Annotated in this window: 15 protein-coding genes and 1 pseudogene; 10 read left to right on the top strand and 6 right to left on the bottom strand. The window is 74.6% G+C overall.

Translation table 11 applies throughout. The features are described 5' to 3' along the window. The first annotated feature begins 23 nt into the window (after positions 1–23). Complete coding sequence (gene arsC / locus ACQP04_RS01570; protein ID WP_433505303.1) at positions 24–389, top strand: arsenate reductase (glutaredoxin); 366 nt, start codon at positions 24–26, stop codon at positions 387–389. A 43-nt stretch (positions 390–432) separates the two neighbouring features. Here the strand turns inward: arsC and ACQP04_RS01575 are convergent, their stop codons facing one another. From ACQP04_RS01575 to ACQP04_RS01585, 3 genes are all read right to left on the bottom strand, one after another. Then, on the bottom strand, positions 433–1,506 hold the full coding sequence (locus tag ACQP04_RS01575; RefSeq protein WP_433505304.1) for a GNAT family N-acetyltransferase: 1,074 nt from the start codon (positions 1,504–1,506) through the stop codon (positions 433–435). A gap of 74 nt (positions 1,507–1,580) precedes the next feature. Next, positions 1,581–3,446, bottom strand: a complete 1,866-nt coding sequence (locus ACQP04_RS01580; protein ID WP_433505305.1) for a prolyl oligopeptidase family serine peptidase — start codon at positions 3,444–3,446, stop codon at positions 1,581–1,583. Position 3,447: 1 nt separating this feature from the next. Then, positions 3,448–3,684, bottom strand: coding sequence for a 2-oxo-4-hydroxy-4-carboxy-5-ureidoimidazoline decarboxylase (locus ACQP04_RS01585; protein WP_433505306.1), 237 nt, complete (start codon positions 3,682–3,684; stop codon positions 3,448–3,450). A 221-nt stretch (positions 3,685–3,905) separates the two neighbouring features. Here ACQP04_RS01585 and ACQP04_RS01590 point away from each other — a divergent pair, with 221 nt between their 5' ends. Next, the gene (locus tag ACQP04_RS01590; RefSeq protein WP_433505307.1) at positions 3,906–4,346 is read left to right on the top strand and encodes a DUF1707 SHOCT-like domain-containing protein; all 441 of its coding nucleotides are present in this window, start codon (positions 3,906–3,908) and stop codon (positions 4,344–4,346) included. Here the strand turns inward: ACQP04_RS01590 and ACQP04_RS01595 are convergent. Both ACQP04_RS01595 and ACQP04_RS01600 read right to left on the bottom strand, forming a co-directional pair. Then, complete coding sequence (locus tag ACQP04_RS01595; protein WP_433505308.1) at positions 4,340–4,930, bottom strand: TetR/AcrR family transcriptional regulator; 591 nt, start codon at positions 4,928–4,930, stop codon at positions 4,340–4,342. The two genes, ACQP04_RS01590 and ACQP04_RS01595, sit on opposite strands and share 7 nt — an antisense overlap. A 60-nt stretch (positions 4,931–4,990) precedes the next feature. Beyond that, positions 4,991–5,392 (bottom strand): annotated as a pseudogene (locus ACQP04_RS01600) (Lrp/AsnC family transcriptional regulator); the annotation flags it as partial. A 12-nt stretch (positions 5,393–5,404) separates the two neighbouring features. On the opposite strand from ACQP04_RS01600, the gene ACQP04_RS01605 reads away from it, so the two are divergent. The 5 genes from ACQP04_RS01605 (at position 5,405) to ACQP04_RS01625 (ending at position 9,908) form a co-directional block, all read left to right on the top strand. Then, on the top strand, positions 5,405–5,797 hold the full coding sequence (locus ACQP04_RS01605; protein WP_433505309.1) for a DUF2000 domain-containing protein: 393 nt from the start codon (positions 5,405–5,407) through the stop codon (positions 5,795–5,797). Positions 5,798–5,983: 186 nt separating this feature from the next. Continuing rightward, positions 5,984–7,159 (top strand): LLM class flavin-dependent oxidoreductase, encoded by a 1,176-nt coding sequence (locus ACQP04_RS01610; RefSeq protein WP_433505310.1) that lies wholly within the window; start codon positions 5,984–5,986, stop codon positions 7,157–7,159. 87 nt (positions 7,160–7,246) lie between these two features. After that, a complete protein-coding gene (locus tag ACQP04_RS01615) occupies positions 7,247–8,137 on the top strand; it encodes a LysR substrate-binding domain-containing protein (RefSeq protein ID WP_433505311.1) in 891 nt (296 codons plus the stop codon). Between the two features lie 147 nt (positions 8,138–8,284). After that, positions 8,285–9,028, top strand: a complete 744-nt coding sequence (locus ACQP04_RS01620; protein ID WP_433505312.1) for an SDR family NAD(P)-dependent oxidoreductase — start codon at positions 8,285–8,287, stop codon at positions 9,026–9,028. Between the two features lie 103 nt (positions 9,029–9,131). Continuing rightward, entirely contained in the window at positions 9,132–9,908 is a 777-nt protein-coding gene (locus ACQP04_RS01625) for an ArsR/SmtB family transcription factor (RefSeq protein ID WP_433505313.1), read from the top strand. Here ACQP04_RS01625 and ACQP04_RS01630 read toward each other — a convergent pair. Continuing rightward, positions 9,905–10,843 (bottom strand): AraC family transcriptional regulator, encoded by a 939-nt coding sequence (locus ACQP04_RS01630; protein WP_433505314.1) that lies wholly within the window; start codon positions 10,841–10,843, stop codon positions 9,905–9,907. The two genes, ACQP04_RS01625 and ACQP04_RS01630, sit on opposite strands and share 4 nt — an antisense overlap. Positions 10,844–10,997: 154 nt before the next feature. Here ACQP04_RS01630 and ACQP04_RS01635 point away from each other — a divergent pair, with 154 nt between their 5' ends. The 3 genes from ACQP04_RS01635 to ACQP04_RS01645 all read left to right on the top strand — a co-directional run bounded on the left by ACQP04_RS01635 (position 10,998) and on the right by ACQP04_RS01645 (position 14,202). Continuing rightward, positions 10,998–12,221 (top strand): cytochrome P450, encoded by a 1,224-nt coding sequence (locus tag ACQP04_RS01635; protein WP_433505315.1) that lies wholly within the window; start codon positions 10,998–11,000, stop codon positions 12,219–12,221. A gap of 1 nt (position 12,222) precedes the next feature. Continuing rightward, on the top strand, positions 12,223–13,230 hold the full coding sequence (locus ACQP04_RS01640) for a 2Fe-2S iron-sulfur cluster-binding protein (RefSeq protein WP_433505316.1): 1,008 nt from the start codon (positions 12,223–12,225) through the stop codon (positions 13,228–13,230). A 114-nt stretch (positions 13,231–13,344) separates the two neighbouring features. Beyond that, positions 13,345–14,202, top strand: a complete 858-nt coding sequence (locus ACQP04_RS01645) for an excalibur calcium-binding domain-containing protein (RefSeq protein WP_433505317.1) — start codon at positions 13,345–13,347, stop codon at positions 14,200–14,202. Positions 14,203–15,137: the final 935 nt, after the last annotated feature.

Consider the following 15,137-nt stretch of genomic DNA (forward strand, 5'->3'; position numbering starts at 1 on the left):
GCCGGCCAATCTAGGCTCGGCGCATGACCGACGCCGGGCCCCAGGACGCCGTGACCATCTGGCACAACCCGCGCTGCTCGAAGAGCCGTGGCGCGCTCGCGCTGCTCACCGAGCGCGGCGTGGACCCCGCCGTCGTGCGGTACCTCGACGACGCGCCGGATCGCGCCGGGCTCGAGCGCGTGCTCGCGCAGCTCGGCACGGACGACCCGCGCGCGATCGTGCGGACGGGGGAGAAGCTCTACAAGGAGCTCGGGCTCGCCGACGCGGACCGGGACACCCTGCTCGACGCCCTGGCCGCGCACCCGATCCTGATCGAGCGGCCGATCGTCGTCGTCGGGGACCGGGCCGTGGTCGGACGTCCGCCGGAGAAGGTCCTCGACCTGCTCTGAGGGGGTCGTGGGTGGCGACCGCCCCTGGAGCGGCAGTTGCCGCTCACGGCCGGCCGACGCGGGTGACGACCGGGCTCAGCGGGGCGCGGACGTGCAGCATTCCGCCGGTGATCTCGGCGGTGGGGCGCAGGCCGGCGCGGCGCAGCAGCTTCACCACCTGCATGTTCTGCGTGTGCGTGGTGGCCACCAGTTCCTCGTTGCCCTGCTCCGCGGCCACCTCGGCGGCGCGCCGGACCAGCGCGGTGCCCAGCCCGCGGTCCTGCCAGGCGTCCTCCACGACCACCGCGAACGAGGCCGCGGCCGCGGTCGTGCGCTGGACGTTGACCATGCCGACCGCGCTGCCGCCGTCCGTGGTGAGGGCGAGGACCGTGCGCCGGGCCCCGCGGCCGAACACCGTGTGCGGCGCCCCGACGAGCGTGTCCAGCTCGTCGGGGCCGAGCCGCGCCGAGGCGGAGAGGAACCGCGCGCTGCGCGTCGCCGGCGAGCAGCGGGCGTGCAGGGCCGCGACCAGCGGGAGGTCGGCCGGGGCGGCCGTGCGCACCCGGACCTCCGAGCCGTCGACCAGCAGCAGGATCGGGTCCAGCTGCGCGACCATCCGCGAGGGCGGCGCGGTGAGCGAGAGCTGCCCCGCGAGCTCGAGCAGCGCGGCGGCGCGGGAGAGCTCTGTGGCGGTGAACGGCCACGACCGGCCCAGGTGCACCTGCGACGTGCCGACCCGCAGCGTGTGGACGTGCCCGGTGCGGGCGGGCGCACCGGGCTCGACGATCCGCGCCCGCAGCAGCGTGGCGACGGCCTGGGGTGCGCTGCCCGGGTCGGCCGCGACCATCCGGGCCAGGGCGAGCGCGGTGGTGGCGGTGTCGGCCAGCTCCGTCGCGTCCGCCCGGACGAGCAGGGTGCACGGGATCCCGGCCCGTTCCACCGCGGCGACCATGCTCGCGGGCTCGATCCCGTCCGGGATCCTGACCAGCAACTCGTCCGTGACCGACCCGTCGTCGGCCGGTTCCCCCACCACGTGCAACGAGAGGATGTTGCACCCGGAGCGGCCGACCGCGGTCGCCAGCTCACCGAGCCGGCCGGGTCGATCCTCCAGCTCCACGTGCACGCGCCAGAGCGCCACCGTGACCGCCTCCTTGCAGACTCGACCCCATCGTGGCGGCGGCGCGTTACGGGTTCGCTACACCGGCATGACGCCTAGCTGCGCGCGACTGTGATCCTCTCCAGGGCGCGGCGGGCGAAGTCGATCTCCGTGGCCACGTGCCGCAGCGTCTCGGCGACGACCAGCGAGCCGTGCCCGGCGTCGAACCGCGCGACCTCGTAGGGCAGGTCGGCGCGCTCCCGCAGCGCGTCCAGGTAGTTGTCGATCTGCCGGATCGGGCATCGCGGGTCGTTCTCCCCGGCCAGCACCAGCACGGGCGCGCGCACCTCGCCGACGTAGGTCAGCGGCGACGCGAGCCGGTAGCGCTCCGGCACCTCCTCGGGGGAACCCCCGAACAGGGCCCGGTCGAAGGCGCGCAGCTGCTCCATCTCGTCGGCGTAGGCGGCGAGGTAGTCCGCGACCGGCACCCCGCCGATCGCCCCGGCCCACCGCTCGGGCTGGGTGCCCGCCGCCAGCAGCGCGAGGTAGCCGCCCCACGACCAGCCCTCGACGACCGTGCGCGCCGGATCGACGAGCCCGGCGGCGACGACGGCGTCGTGCACCGCGGCGACGTCCTCCAGCTCGGTCAGGCCCGGCCGGCCCTCGATCGCGTCCCGCCAGACCGAGCCGTAGCCCGTCGAGCCGCGGTAGTTGACCTCGACCACGGCGAACCCGGCGTCGACCCAGGCGGCGCGGCCGGCGGAGAACCGGTCCTCGTCGGCGGCGTGCGGGCCGCCGTGCAGGGCGAACACCGCAGGGAAGGGGCCCTCGCCGGCCGGCCGGGCGATCAGGGCGTGGACCTTCCCGCCCGGCCCGTCGACCCACAGGTCCTCGACCGGGACGGACTCGGGCGCGGGCTCCCCCGGCGGGGTCAGCAGGCGCCGGTCGGTGCCGTCCGGGTGCAGCGCCCGCACCGCCGACGGCGTGGCCGCCGACGAGCTGGAGTACTCCACCGTGCCGTCCGGCCGGACGTCGGCGGAGCCGATGCACCCCGGGGCGGTGGCCAGCTCGGTGAGCTCGCCGGTGGTCAGGTCGTAGCGGTGCAGCCGGGTGCGCGCGGCGTGGGTGTGCCAGACGAGCAGGGCCGAGGCGTCCGGGTAGAAGTCGGCGTCGAGCTCGCCGGGCAGGCCCAGGTCGAGCTCGGTCTCGGTGCCCGTGGCGACGTCCCAGATCAGCAGCTCCTCCCGGCCGCGGCGCTCGTGGCCGACCAGCAGCCGCTGGTCGCCGCGGACGGGCGCGAAGGCGATCGGGCTCAGGCCCTTGCCCGGGCCGTCGGACTTCTCGGCGACGAGCTCGCCGTCGACGGTCATGACGCGCAGCGCGGGGTGCCGGGAGTCGCCGTGCTCGGAGTGGCTGATCGCGAGCAGCGTCTCGTCCTCGGACAGGCCGCCGACGCCGGCGTCCTCCGCGTGGTGGTAGACGCGGGTGGCGGGCCCGTCGGCGCCGCGGCGGTGCAGCCAGATCGTGGTGCCGCCGTCCGTCGAGGTGCCGACGGCGACGAGCGCGCGACCGATGTCGAGGCCCGCGGGGTAGCCGTCCTCGACGCCGGGCAGGGGGTTGGCCGGCGCGGCGCCGGCGGGCAGGCCGGCGAACGGTTCGGCGACCCAGTGGCCGAACTCGTCACCGTCGGTGTCGGCGAACCACCAGACCTCCTCGCCGTCCGGCGGGAGCGTGGCGAAGTGCGTGCCGGCGGGCCGGTCGGTGACCTGCCGGTGCAGGTCCGTGGCGCGGTCCCAGGTGTGCACCTGGGTGGTGCCGCTGGCGTTCGACGAGTACACGCTGCGGTCCGGCGCGTCGAGCGCCCAGGCGGGACGGGACATGCGGACCGCCGTGAAGCGGGCGCGCCAGCGCTGCTCGCGGTCGTCGTCGAAGAGCCGCTCCGGGACGGGGGCGACCGGGTGGCCGGTGGATGCCGTACTCACCTCAACGATCCTGCACGATGAGCCCGGTGAGCCGCAGGCGGTTGACGGCGGCCAGCTCGGTGCGGGTGCGCCGGGCCTCCTCCGCCGCCGTGGTGCCGAGCCGGTCGCGCAGCACGGCCAGCAGCTCGTCCGCGCTGCGGCCGGCGGCGCACACGAGGTAGACGTGCCCGAACCGGCGCTCGTACTCGGCGTTGCCCTCGGCCATCGCCGCCCGGACCTCGTCCGACGCCCCGGACATCCCGGCCGTCGGCCATCGCCTCCGCCCACGCGGGCGAGGAGCAGACGGCGAGCAGGGCGGCGACGGCGTCGGGCCGGGGGAGGTGGTCGAAGGCGGACGTTCCGGGGGAGGTGGCGCGGGTTTCCGGGGAGCTGGGGCCCGTCATGCGCACAGCATGGTGGGCGGCGCGCATCCGGGCGATCCCTGATCCGTCACACCGGCCGGGCGGGCAGCATGGGGGCGTGACCGAGCCGGTGCGCCCCGAGGACATGCGCGTCTCCGACGCCGACCGCGCCCGGGCCGCGCGGCACCTGCAGTGGGCGCAGGGCGAGGGCCTGCTCGACCTCGACGAGTACGACACCCGCTCGCGGGAGGTCTTCCGGGCCCGGACCCGCGGAGACCTCGAGCGGCAGGTCCGGGACCTGCCGGCGGCCCCGGCGCGGCTCCCCGACGCCACCTCCCGCAGGCGGGTCTTCTCCGACACCGGCGGCGGCACGGCGATGCGCGTGCTCACGATCATCTTCACCACGATCGCGGTGGTGAACCTCGTGGCCTGGGGGATCGTCTCGATCACCACGGGCGAGCTGCTCTACCCGTGGTTCCTGTGGACGGGCGTGCCGCCGCTCGCCGCGCTCGGGGTCCTGTACGCGTTCGGGATCGGACGACCCCCTCGCGGTCAGTGAGTCGCGAGCTCCGGCGACCCGACGAGCATCCCGATGGCCTCGGCCACGTCCGCACCCGAGGGGGCGTCCTCCGGGTCGACGACCCACTGCACCATGAGCCCGGTGAGCAGGGCCTGGTAGAAGCCGCCGAGCACGCGGGTGCGGTGGTCGGCCTCGGCCGGGTCGTCCGGCAGTGCATGGAACATCGAGGCCAGCTCCTCGCGGGTCTGGCGCTGCGCGCCCACCAGGGCGTCGTGCAGCCGGGGCGAGCGCGCGGACTCGGCGAGGGACTCCACGTAGGTGACCCACAGCCGTCGTTCCCGGGTGAACAGGTCCACCACGGCGGTCCAGGTCTGCGCCACCCGCTCCTCCGGCGAGGCGGTCGGGTCGACCCCGGCGAGCGCCCGGTCGAGGGCCTGCGCCCACTCCCCGGCGCCGCGCACCGCGGCCTCGGTGAGCAAGGCCTCCTTCGAGCCGAAGTGGTAGCCGATCGAGGCGAGGTTGGTGCCGGAGACGGCGACGACGTCCCGCGCGGTCGTCCGGCCGAAGCCCTTCTCGTACAGGCAGTCGGCGGCGCCGTCCAGCAGGTCCTCGCGATGTCCCATGGGCGGCGACAGTAGTAGGTGATCAAGACACCCGTCTGGAACGGGTGTCCATCGTGTCGGTCACGCTATGACGTCGCCCACGATGTGCTCGTAGACGACCGAGGTGCGCACGTCGGCGATCTCCGCGCGCTCCGTGAGCTTGTCGATGACCAGGGAGTAGAGGGCCTGGTTGTCCGCGACGGCGACGTGCAGGAGGAAGTCCTCGGTCCCCGTCGTCACGAACACGCCGAGGATCTCGGGCAGCCGCGTGACCCAGTTGCGGAATCCCTCGATGGTGCGCCGGGAGGGCGGACGGACACGCACCGCGATCAACGCCTGCACCGGCCGGCCCACCGTCGCGAGGTCGATGTCGAGCCGCGCGCCGCGGATCACGCCGCGCCGGCGCAGCGCCCGTGTGCGGTCCAGTGCGGTGGTGGGCGAGACGCCCACCGCGGCCGCCACGTCCCGGTTCGTCCGCCGTGAGGAACCGTGTCCGTGGGATTCGAGCCCGAGGAGATCGCCACCGGCGAGCCGACCCGCTCCGCCCGGCTCAAGTGGGTCGTGGTGGTGAACGACGGGATCGGCGCCGGCCCGGCGACCAACGCCGCGATCTGCGTGGCCTCCGCGACCGCACGCGAGGTCGGCGGGCTCGCCGGGCCGGACGGGAAGGACGCCGGCGGTGCCGTGCACCCGGGCCTGCCGTGGGTGGGGTGCTCGGTGCTGCGGGCCTCCGCCGAGGACCTGCGCCGGCTGCGCGAGCGCGCCGGAGGCTCGGACGACGTGTACGTGGCCGACATGCCGGCCGCCGCGCAGCGGACGCGGGTGTACGACGAGTACCTGGAGGCTCTCGGCGCACCGCCCCGGAGGAGATCGAGTACTACGCGGTGAGCGTGGTCGGGCCGCGCAACCGGGTCGCGAAGCTGGTCAAGAGCCTGCCGCTGCTCGGGTGACCCACGGGTGTCCCGTTTTCGGACACGGCACGACGGACGACGCACCCCACGATGACGGTGCCCCCTCCCCGCGCCCTCCCGCGCGGTGCGAGCAGTGAGGATCGACGACGATCAGGAGCAACCCGTGACCCGACTGCGGTTCGGCACCTTCCTCGCCCCCTTCCACGTGCCCGGGCAGAACCCGACGCTCGCCCTCCAGCGCGACCTCGACTTCGTCACGCACCTGGACCGGCTCGGCTACGACGAGGCCTGGATCGGCGAGCACCACTCCGCGGGCAGCGAGATCATCGCGTCGCCGGAGATCTTCATCGCCGCCGCGGCCGAGCGGACTCGCACCATCAAGCTCGGCACCGGCGTGACCTCGATCGCCTACCACAACCCGCTGTGGGTGGCCGACCGCATGGTCATGCTCGACCACCTGACCCGCGGCCGGACGATGCTGGGCGTCGGCCCCGGCTCGCTGCCGACGGACTCGGCGATGATCGGCCTGAACCCGACCGACACGCGCGAGCTGCTCGACGTCAACCTCGACATCATCATGCGGCTGCTGCGCGGCGAGTCCGTCACGCAGCAGACGAAGACCCACAACCTGATCGACGCCCAGCTGCAGCTGCGTCCGTTCACGGACCCGTGCTTCGACATCGCCGTCGCCGCGGTCGCCTCGCCGACCGGCCCGCGGCTGGCGGGCCGGCACGGCACCGGCCTGCTCTCCATCGGCGCCACGCTCACCCAGGACGGCTTCGACGCCCTGGCCCACCACTGGAACGTCGTCGAGGAGCGGGCCGCGCACTTCGGCCAGCCGACCCCGGACCGCTCGGGCTGGCGGCTGGTCGGGCTGATGCACATCGCCGAGACCAAGGAGCAGGCGTACCGGGACGTCGAGTTCGGCATCGTGCCCTGGTTCAACTACTTCCAGAAGGTCGCGGCCTTCCCGCAGATGGACGTCGGCGACTCGACGGACATCAAGGGCATGATCGACTTCATCAACGAGGCCGGCATCGGTGCGATCGGCACCGTCGAGGACGCCCGCGCCCAGGTCCAGCGGCTGTGGGACCAGAGCAACGGCGGCTTCGGCTGCATGCTGCTGCTGGGGCACGACTGGGCGAACCCGGAGGCCACCAAGCGCTCCTACGAGCTCATCGCGCAGCAGGTGTTCCCGCACTTCCAGGGCCAGGCCGAGAGCACCCTCGCGGCGAAGAAGCGGGCGCTCGACACCCGTGAGGCGCACGCCGCGACCCAGCTCGCCGCCGTCGACCACATGACCGCGAAGTACGAGAAGGAGCTGTCCGAGAAGGGCTGAGCCCCCCTGCCGCCCCCGTCCGGCCGCCGCGACCGCTGCGTCGTGGCGGCCGCGACCTCGTGTGCCGGACTGTGGTCGGATGGGCGGGTGGAGCTGCGGGATCTGCGCGGGTTCGTCGCCGTCGTCGAGGAGGGCGGGCTGTCGGCAGCGGCCCGGCGGCTGCACCTGAGCCAGCCGGCGGTCTCGCAGACGATCGCCTCCCTGGAACGTCGGCTGGGCGTGCAGCTCCTGGTGCGCAGCCGCACCGGGGTGAGCCCGACGGACGCCGGGCGCACGCTGCTCGCCGAGGCTCGAGCGGTACTGGCCCGCTACGACGAGGCCATGGCCGTGATGGCCGGGCTGGGCCCGGACCCCGACACCGTCCTGCGCATCGGGGTGCCCCTGGAGCTGCCACCGGACCTGCTCTCGGGGCCGCTCGCCGCGCTGGGCGCTGCGTACCCACGGACGCGGACACGGCTGCGGCACCTCTCCTCCGCCGCGCAGCTGGCCGCGCTGCGCGCGGGTGAGCTGGACCTCGGCCTGCTCCGCGAGCGCCCAGCCGGCCGGGACTTCGACGCGTTGCCGGTCCTCGAGGAGCGGCTCGGGGTCCTGCTCGCCACCGACCACGCCGTCCGCATCGTAGAGGCCGACGGGGTACGCCTCGACGCCCTCGGCGGACTCGAGTGGGTCGGCTTCCCCCGGTCGGGCAGCCCCGCCTGGTACGACGAGCTCACCGCGGTGCTGCGCAGTCACGGGGTGGATCCGGGCGCGGCCGCTCCGGAGGGCCAGTCGTTGATCGCCCCGGTGAAGCTGGGCGCCGTCAGCTCGGGCGACGCGTTCGCCCTCGCGCCGCAGGACTGGCCGGTGCCCCTGCCGGACGGCGTCACCTGGTCGCCGTTGGTCGGTCACCCCATCGTCCGACGCACCTGGGCGGTGTGGCGGGCGGACTCGCGGCGCCGTGATCTTGCGCGTCTCGTCGCCGCGCTTCCCGCATCCTGAGCGGCGTCACCGCGAGGTCGACACCGCCGAAGCCGCGCTTATGACCCGCCATAGGCGGCCGGTGGGGTCCGGCGGGAAAGCCGCCGCGCCGGCCGCGGTTGAACCGAGCGCGCGCCGCCGGGCGCACGTGCGACGAGAGGTGACGACATGTCCGACATGACAGGAACCGCGGCCCTGGTGACCGGGGGCAACAGCGGTATCGGCCGGGCCACGGCGAAGGCGCTCGCGGGCCGGGGCGCGCACGTGGTCATCACCGGGCGGGACGCGGACCGCGGGGAACGGACCGTGAAGGAGATCCGCGCCGCAGGCGGGCGAGCGGACTTCGTGGCCGCCACACTGTTGGGCGAGGCGAGTGCCCGCGACCTCGTCCACCGGGCCGAGGAGCTGGCCGGACCGATCGACGTGCTCGTCAACAGCGCGGGGGTCTTCCCCTTCGGTCCGACGGACACGACCGGCGAGCAGGACTTCGACCTCGTGTACGACACCAACGTCAAGGTGCCCTACTTCCTCGTCGCCGCGCTCGCGCCCGCCATGGCGGCGCGGGGCGGGGGAGCGATCGTCAACGTCACCACGATGGTCGCGCAGTTCGGGGCGGCCGGGATGGGCCTCTACGGGTCGAGTAAGGCGGCCCTCGTCCTGCTCACCAAGTCCTGGGCCGCCGAGTACGGACCGCGCGGGGTGCGCGTGAATGCCGTGAGCCCCGGCCCCACCCGCACCGAGGGCACCGCGGGGATGGGCGAGGCGCTGGACGAGCTGGCCCGGGGCGGCCCCGCCGGCCGGCCGGCCGATCCCGAGGAGATCGCGGAAGCGATCGTGTTCCTGGCAGGGGAGGAGGCCGGCTTCGTCCACGGCGCGGTGCTCCCCGTGGACGGGGGGCGGATCGCGGTCTGACCGGGGGCGGGCGGGGAGCGGTCCTCCGGGCCCCGCCCGCCCTTGACGGCAACTACTCGGTTGCCTATAAAAGGCAACCTCAGGGTTGCTCGTGGAGGTGGGGATGGACGAGGTGTTCCGTGCGCTCGCCGACCCGCACCGCCGTGCGCTCCTGGACCGCCTGCGGCTGCGCAACGGGCAGACCCTGCGCGAGCTGTGCGCGGGGCTCGACATGAGCCGGCAGGCGGTGGCCAAGCACCTCGCGGTGCTCGAGGCCGCCGGTCTCGTCACGACCCGGCGCCGGGGGCGGGAGAAGCTGCACCACCTCGACGCCGCACCCATCGACCTGATCGCCGAGCGCTGGATCGGCCGGTATGCCCGGGAGCGCGTCCGGGCGGTGGCCGACCTGCGCGCGGCGCTGGAGGGAGCACCCGTGTCACCGACCGAGTTCACCTACACCACGTACGTGCGGACCACGCCCGAGCGGCTGTGGGAGGCGCTCACCGATCCCGCGTTCACCCGGCGCTACTGGGGCGTGGCCTTCCGGACCGAGTGGCGCAAGGGCGCCCCGATGGTCTGGGAGGAGAACGGGCGCGAGACCGTCGACCCCGAGCAGGTCGTGCTGGAGGCGGACCCGCCGCGCCGGCTCGCCTACACCTGGCACACCTTCACGCCGGAGTGGGCCGCGGCCGCCGGGATCGACGAGGAGACCCTGACCCGCATCTCGGCCGAGCGCCGCTCGCGGGTGGCCTTCGAGATCGAGCCGGAGGGCGACGTCGTCAGGCTGACGGTCGTGCACGACGACTTCGACCCCGGCAGCCGGGTCGCCGAGATGGTGGCCCAGGGCTGGCCGCGGCTGCTGGCGGACCTGAAGACGCTGCTGGAGACCGGCGAGCTCTAGTCGCGGGCCTGCGAGGGCGGGTGGCCGTAGCGGCGGCGGTAGGCCGCGGCGAACCGGCTCGCGCTGGAGAAACCCCAGCGCGCGGCGGCCTCGCTGGTGGTGAGCGCGGCGTCGGCGAGCAGGTCGGCGCGGGCGCGCTGCAGGCGGATCCCGGTCAGGTACTCGGTCGGCGTGCAGCCGAGCCACTCCCGGAAGCCCTCCTGCAGCCGCCGCACGCTCGTGCCCGCCGCGGCCGCCATCTCGCCGGCGGTCCAGGCCCGGCCCGGGTCGTCGTGCAGCTGGTCGACCACGCGCGCGACGGTCCGTGGACGTGCCGGTGACCCGGTGCCGGCGCCGGGGCAGCTGGCGAGGAGGAAGCCGGCGGCGATCGCCCCGGCCAGCTGGTCCTTGACCGGGCCACAGCCGCCGAACAGGTCGGGATCGTGCAGGTGCGCCGCCATGCTCCCGACGAGCTGGCGCCACGCCCGCCCCGGGCCGGCCGCCAGGTCCATCTGGTCCGGCAGCAGGCTCCGGACCGTCACCCGGTCGTCGCCCAGCACGCGTTCGGCCTCCCGGTCGAGCCAGGTCCGGTCGAACTTCACGCCGAGGACCGTGCAGGTCGCGTCCCAGTGGCTGATCAACGACGGGGTGTCCGCGCGGAACACGGTCGCCTGCCCGGGCAGCGAGACGACGGGGCCGTGCCGGCCGCGGCTCTCCAGGTGCCCGGTCAGGGGCAGGTTGATCTCGTAGGAGCCCGGGTAGTCGCACGCGATCCGGACGTCCGCGCCCCAGCCCACGTGCCCGACGAGCACGGCACCGAGATCGAGCGTGCGCAGCGTGAGGCGCGGCTCCCGGCCCCCGCCGAGCAGCTGCAGCTCGTGCGGGAAGTACGCCTGCGCGACGGCCCGGGAGGCCTGGTCCCAGTCCCGGGGCGCTGCACGACGCCGTGCGGACATGCCGGGAGCGTACCTGAGAGTGACCTCTCGAACCCGCCGCGCGATCCGTACCGGGGCCGCGCTCACGGTGTCGCCGGGCGCCGGAGTCGCGACCTACCTTCCCGTCCCATCCCGGACGACCCATCCCGGACGACGCTGTGGGAGGAGACGGTCGATGACGACCACCGAGAAGCCCGATCTGTCCTGGCTCGACGACGTCACGATGAGCGAGCTCGAGCGCAACCCGTACCGCACCTACGAGCGGCTGCGGGCCGAGGCGCCGCTGGCCTTCGTGCCGGTGCTGGGCTCGTACGTCGCCTCCACCGCCGAGGTGTGCCGCGAGGTCGCGACCAGCCCGGACTTCGAGGGCGTGATCACCCCGGCCGGCGGCCGGACCTTCGGGCACCCCGCGATCATCGGCGTCAACGGCGACGTCCACGCCGATCTGCGGTCGATGGTCGAGCCTGCGCTGCAGCCCGTCGAGGTGGACCGGTGGATCGACGACCTCGTCCGCCCGATCGCGCGCCGCTACCTGGAGCAGTTCGAGAACGACGGGCAGGCCGAGCTGGTCTCGCAGTTCTGCGAGCCCGTCAGCGTCCGCGCGCTCGGTGACCTCCTCGGCCTGCAGTCGGTCGACTCGGACAAGCTCCGCGAGTGGTTCGCCAAGCTGAACCGCTCGTTCACCAACGCCGCGATGACCGAGGACGGCGAGTTCGCCAACCCCGAGGGCTTCCGCGAGGGCGACGAGGCGAAGGCCGAGATCCGCGCGATCGTCGACCCGCTGATCGACAGGTGGATCGTCGAGCCGGACGACAGCGCGATCTCGCACTGGCTGCACGACGGCATGCCGCCCGGACAGACCCGCGACCGCGAGTACATCTACCCGACGATTTACGTCTACCTGCTCGGTGCGATGCAGGAGCCCGGCCACGGCATGGCCTCGACGCTCGTCGGGCTGTTCAGCCGCCCGGAGCAGCTGGAGCAGGTCGTCGACGACCCGGCGCTCATCCCGCGCGCCATCTCCGAGGGCATGCGCTGGACCTCGCCGATCTGGTCGGCCACCGCGCGCATCTCCACGAAGCCGGTGACCGTGGCGGGCGTCGACATCCCCGCCGGCACCCCGGTGATGCTGTCCTACGGCTCGGCCAACCACGACACGGGCGTCTACGAGGCGCCGTCGACCTACGACCTGCACCGCCCGCCGCTGCCGCACCTCGCGTTCGGCGCGGGCAGCCACGCGTGTGCGGGCATCTACTTCGCCAACCACGTCATGCGGATCGCCATGGAGGAGCTGTTCGAGGCGATCCCGAACCTCGAGCGCGACACCCGCGAGGGCGTCGACTTCTGGGGCTGGGGCTTCCGCGGACCGACGAGCCTGCACGTCACCTGGGAGGTCTGAGATGGGCTTCGCGGTGACCGTCGGCGGTCGCCCGGTCGAGTGCGACGCCGACCAGAGCCTGCTCGACGCCTGCCTGCGCGCCGGGCTGTGGATGCCGAACTCCTGCAACCAGGGGACCTGCGGCACCTGCAAGCTGCAGGTCGTCGGCGGGGAGGTCGACCACCGCGACTCGCCGTTCGACACCCTCACCGCGGAGGAGCGGGCGGCCGGCATGGCGTTGGCCTGCCAGGCCCGTCCGGTGTCCGACGTCGAGGTGGGCGGGGCCGGTGACCGCGTCACCCACCCGCTGCGGGACCTGACCGCGACGGTGCTGGAGGTCGCGGACATCGCCCGCGACACCCGGCGGGTGCTGCTCGGCCTCCCCGAGCCGCTGGCCTTCTCCGCCGGGCAGTACGTCGAGCTCGTCGTCCCGGGATCGGAGGCACGACGGCAGTACTCGCTGGCCAACACCGCCGACGAGGACAAGGTGCTCGAGCTGCACGTCCGGCGGGTCCCGGGCGGGGTGGCAACCGACGGCTGGCTCTTCGACGGCCTGACGGTCGGCGACGAGGTGGAGGCGACCGGCCCGCTCGGCGACTTCCACCTCCCGCCCGAGTCCGACGACGACGGCGGCCCGATGGTCCTCGTCGGCGGCGGGACCGGCCTCGCCCCGCTGGCCGGGATCGCCCGCACCGCGCTGGCGCGGCACCCGTCGCGCGAGGTCCTGCTCTACCACGGGGTGCGGGGCGCGGCGGACCTCTACGACCTCGACCGGTTCGCCGAGCTGGCGGAGGAGTACACCGGATTCCGCTTCGTGCCGGTGCTGTCCGACGAGCCCGCGGCCGGGCACCGCTCGGGCTTCCCGACGGACGCCTTCGTCGAGGACGTCCCCAGCGCCCGCGGCTGGTCGGGCTGGCTCTGCGGCCCGCCCGCCATGGTCGAGGCGGGGGTGAAGGCCTTCAAGCGTCGCCGCATGGCCCCGCGGCACATCCACCGCGAGAAGTTCACCCCCGCCGACGCCCTGGGATGAGGGGTGGGCCGTCGTCATTTCTGACGACGCTCGGTAATGGCGTCGCGACTCCTCCGATGGTCCGTTCAGCGGTGCGACACGACGCCGTTCGCTCCAGGACCCGAGAGGACCCCCATGACCGCGACCCAGCCGTGGACCCCGATCCCGCCGACGACCCCGGCCCGGCAGGGCACCGCCCCGGCCACCGCGGGGTTCGTGCTCGGGCTGGTCGGGCTCGTCGTCGGGTGGGTGCCGATCGTCGGGCTGCTCGTGACGGTCCCGGCCCTGCTGCTGTCCCGCGCGGGCCGTGCGCGGTTCCGGGACGGACGCGCCTCGTCCGCGGGCCGGAGCGGCGCCGGTCTGGTGCTGGGGTGGATCGGGACGGCGATCTGCCTCCTGATGACGGTGTTCGCGTTCGTCGGCGCCGCTCGTCCTCCCGAGCCCGCTGCCGTGGTCCAGCCGGCCGCGGCACCGGCGCCGGCACTGCTCTCCGTCCCCGACGTCGTCGGGATGGCCGACGCGCAGGCCCGCCAGGTGCTCGCGGCCGCGGGCTTCACCACCGTCGTGCTCGGCCCCTCGACGGGGTCCGTCGCGGGCGTGGCGGAGGGGACCGTCACCACGCAGCTGCCCGGTGCCACGGCGCTCGCCTCGGCAGGCGACCCCATCACGCTCGGCGAGGCCGCCGCCCCGCCTGTCCCCGCCGCCGTCCCCACCGCTGCTCCTGCTGCTGCTCCTGCTGCGGTGGAGGAGCCGGTGGCGGACGCTCCGCGCGTCGACGCCCCGCGGCCCTTCGTCGCGGCGCCCCGCGCCGCCGTCCCGGCGCCCGCTGCTCCGGCTCCGGCGGCTCCTGCGCCGGCGTCGGGCGGGTCGTCGGCCCACTACGCCAACTGCTCCGCGGCCAAGGCGGCCGGCGCCGCCCCCCTGTACCGCGGCGATGCCGGCTACCGCAGCGCCCTCGACCGCGACGGCGACGGCGTGGCCTGCGAGAGCTGAGCCGCTCCTCCCGCCCGACAGGGGGTCGGGCGGGATGTGGTGCGGCACCGCTGGCGGGATGCGCGGCTGGCTGTGCGGCGAGGCGGCACGGCACCGGGCCGGCCGCCGAGGCGGGGCTGTTCCGGCTGGCGGGTGGCGAGTCGGCGGTGTACCTGCGGGCGACGACGCGGCGCTACCGGCGGGCGAGTGCGACGGCGCAGCACCGGTCGGCGGTATGTCGCAGGGCAGCGGCGCGCGGGTGGTGAGGCGGCGCTGTACCGGCGGCGGGGGTGGGGCGGCGCGGTGTCGGGCTCAGGCTGCGGGCCGACGGCCGTACGTGAGGTCGTGAGGCTGTCGGCGTGCCCGGCGTTCGTGTAGGTCGATCACGGCGCCCATCCGGCTCGGCGCGCTCGCGCCGCAGCCGCGACAGCGGTACGTGTCGATCCCGTACTCGGTCCGGACGGTGATGATGGCCGTGCAGCGGGGGCAGAGGGCGGTGGTGAACATGGGGTCCTCCTGGGCGCGATGCGGACTCGCCCAGCGTGCGCCGCGGACCCCTTCCCCCTCGTCGGCGGACACTGCCCATTCAGGGCCGGCGACTGCCCATGTCGACGCGAATGCGTGGGCATCGGTGCCCGGGCGCTACGCCCGGCCTGAGCACTGGCCCCGCCGGTGCCCGCGATGCGGGGGTGCCCGCTCGGCGCCAGCAACCCAGGCCAGGTACCGGTGGGCGCGCAAGGAGCCGCGGAGCATCGCGGCGTCAGCCTGCCCGTGCCCATGGGCAGCCCCGTACCCGCGCGTTCTGAATCAGCCGGCGGGCTGGAGGAGGGGTGGTGGTTTTCGGCGGGGTGTGCGGGTGCGGAGGCTCACGGGCACGACCCTCACGACGTCGGTGCCGGACTCCAGCAAGGCGTCGGCGAGAAAGCCGGTCGGCCGCGCAGCACGGTGTGGGTGCG

The sequence above is a fragment of the Pseudonocardia halophobica genome (genome assembly GCF_050948485.1).
Classification (GTDB): Bacteria; Actinomycetota; Actinomycetes; order Mycobacteriales; family Pseudonocardiaceae; genus Pseudonocardia; species Pseudonocardia halophobica.